Consider the following 2,790-nt stretch of genomic DNA (forward strand, 5'->3'; position numbering starts at 1 on the left):
CAGTTACATAACGCCGCATTAAGGGGCAGACAACGCAAACCACTGCGCTCAAATTAACCAACCGTAACCTCAAATGCCACCCAAACCAAAACTGCCAAGCGTTGACTGTCCCTCTTGAATGCTTTGTTATGTAACTTTGCTAACCATTTCAAAGCATTACAAAGAACAGCATTGCCAAATATCGTTTAACTTACATGAAAAGTTAGCAGTAACCCAGTAGAATTTGCGTGGCAACGATGAAACTGCGAGCCCTAGTTCAAAGAAAAAAATGACTGCCACCAAACTTATCGCAAACCCACTGAATCATTAACAACAAACTGAAAATTCGAAGAATAAAGAAGCCGAAAGCTAAATCAAAATGCACGAAACTACCTCAGAGAAAGTCGAAATTGAAATTGAAATTAGAACAATCATAAAAAACATCCACTTTTCAATGTATTGTGGGCTTTTTCTCTACGGTTACATAACGCCGCATTAAGGGGCAGGCAACGCAAACCACTGCGCTCAAATTAACCAGCCGTAACCTCAAATGCTCAACCAAACCAAAACTGCCACACGTTGACTGTCCCTCTTAAATGCCTTGTTAACTGGTCGATCCCAAATGCCAAAGTTACCAATATTTCTAAGCTGCCTATGCGGCAGTGAACGACCTTTTAAGAAATCACCGGAAATATACTCATTTCTAAGCTGCCTATGCGGCAGTGAACGTCACGTTTAACTATCCGCAATATGCTGATTTTTTCTAAGCTGCCTATGCGGCAGTGAACGAGTAACAAGCAGTAAGGACGTTTATGGCTAATTTCTAAGCTGCCTATGCGGCAGTGAACTACATCCATACGAAGCACGGAAAACAGCTCCATTTCTAAGCTGCCTATGCGGCAGTGAACAAGTATCGCCGACCTATCGTCAGCGCTTCACCATTTCTAAGCTGCCTATGCGGCAGTGAACCTCATAGCGTGTTGTCACTTCAGACAAGTAAATTTCTAAGCTGCCTATGCGGCAGTGAACTAAATAGAGAATACGGGGTGGGGACTTTCACCTTTCTAAGCTGCCTATGCGGCAGTGAACATGTACAAAAGCGCGAGAGCGATTAGTGAAAATTTCTAAGCTGCCTATGCGGCAGTGAACGGGAACACATAGCAAAAAAGCAAAATCGGCTATTTCTAAGCTGCCTATGCGGCAGTGAACCTTTGCGTGTTGCTCAAATTGCTGTACATGTCTTTCTAAGCTGCCTATGCGGCAGTGAACTTGCATCTCTATTATTGGGTTTTTTTTCTATATTTCTAAGCTGCCTATGCGGCAGTGAACAATTAAATTCACTTAGAGCATTGCAGGAAAAATTTCTAAGCTGCCTATGCGGCAGTGAACTATGAAACTCTAGCAGTAACTTACTGTTAATAATAGTAATTACATCAAATTTCTCAAAATAACCTTTTATTTTTCACTCGATTTATTATTAATATAAATCAATGACTTAATATTCAACGAAAAAAGATGGGTAATTTTATTGCCAGTTAACGCCCTGTTAAGGTGTGAGCAACGCAATACCGAAGCTCCCGCATACCACCTTAAACACTAAACGCAACGCATAGCAAAAATGCCAAGCGTTGCGAATCACTCTTAAACAGATTGTTAACCCTCTTCTATCATCTCGTGTGCAGCTGAACCCACCCAAAAGAAGACCACGGATGCCAACGAGAAAAGCACGAGCTGTGTCTTCACCAAGAAACTTGAGACACCACCGTCGATAAGAATCAGAGCCAACACAACTAAGCTTGGAACTAGACCTAGTACGAGAATAAATGAGAGCAAGACAACAACCCGTTGCCACTTAGCTTTGGAATGAATAACCGATCCAGAAACTAACTTAACAATGACCTGCCCAAATAGAATTGAGGCAGCAAAACTCCAGTCTGCAGCTTGGAAAAAAGTCGAAAAGTCAGCCTTATATATTTTTATAATCCCTATGACGAGAAAAGGTAAGAAAATAAAAAGGTACTCAGACAGTAAAATCAACAAAGCATTTTGATTAGATTTACTCGTTGTCATACTTTAACTCTTGCTGCAAGTTCAATACATCTACTTTCTTATGCACAAATACCACTTCATATTTAGTATCAATTAGCCTATCAGATTTATCAAAATATGCTGTTGTTACAAGATTACATAGTAAACCATCACCTGGAGCCACAGTTTCTATCCGAGAATGGAATTTATCTAACCACTCCTCGTGAGTGATACGCGCAGAAATCGCAGATTTCTTGCGCAAGAAGTCCCACATTGATTTACCAATAAAGTCTGCTTTTTTAATTACTAGAGTTTCCGTTGTCGTATTCTTTTCAACTCTCTCGATTAGAATTGCTTCTACATCATCTTTTGTAAGGTGAAACTTCTTATTGATTACTTTTGGTTCACCACGAGAATTAAAGTAAACCTGATCAACATCGTTCAACTCAGTAGTTGACTGCGATAATTCCGTGTAACCTTTTAACAACCTGTAGCGATCCAGAGAGAAAACATTAGGAAACTCTTCAACTTCGAACTCCACTGTCACCGATCATGCAAAACTGATCCACTAACGATCATCGAAAACTGATCCACTTGGTATCATCCGTTTATTTTTTATACGGGTGATTTATGTTAACCAAGGAGACATTTGTGGATATTCATGTTCGCTTTGCACAAGGCCAAAGCATTCGTAACATTGCCCGTCAATTAGGCATTTCTCGTAATACCGTAAAACATCATTTGCAGCAGCATCAGATGCCCTCTTACGCGCAACGAGCAAAA

Annotated in this window: 3 protein-coding genes and 1 CRISPR repeat array; of the genes, 1 reads left to right on the forward strand and 2 read right to left on the reverse strand. The window is 40.4% G+C overall.

Features of this window, described 5'->3' with window-relative positions:
• The first annotated feature begins 619 nt into the window (after positions 1 to 619).
• Positions 620 to 1,368: direct repeats of the CRISPR family, unit length 28 nt; unit sequence TTTCTAAGCTGCCTATGCGGCAGTGAAC.
• A 264-nt stretch (positions 1,369 to 1,632) separates the two neighbouring features.
• A complete protein-coding gene (locus tag CAG57_RS07130; protein WP_057556368.1) occupies positions 1,633 to 2,049 on the reverse strand; it encodes a hypothetical protein in 417 nt (138 codons plus the stop codon).
• On the reverse strand, positions 2,036 to 2,548 hold the full coding sequence (locus CAG57_RS07135; protein WP_161439517.1) for a hypothetical protein: 513 nt from the start codon (positions 2,546 to 2,548) through the stop codon (positions 2,036 to 2,038). The genes CAG57_RS07130 and CAG57_RS07135 overlap by 14 nt, the downstream gene beginning before the upstream one ends.
• 89 nt (positions 2,549 to 2,637) lie before the next feature.
• Between CAG57_RS07135 and CAG57_RS07140 the strand changes: the two genes are divergently transcribed.
• On the forward strand, positions 2,638 to 2,790 hold a 153-nt coding region (locus CAG57_RS07140), incomplete at its 3' end, for a helix-turn-helix domain-containing protein (protein WP_161433708.1).

Source organism: Vibrio sp. V30_P3S12P165 (genome assembly GCF_009904905.1).
Classification (GTDB): Bacteria; Pseudomonadota; Gammaproteobacteria; order Enterobacterales; family Vibrionaceae; genus Vibrio; species Vibrio fujianensis.

What these genes read in the sequence shown, in the direction of transcription:
- CAG57_RS07130 (WP_057556368.1), bottom strand. Translation starts at nt 2,049, where the DNA reads ATGACAACGAGTAAATCTAATCAAAATGCTTTGTTGATTTTACTGTCT.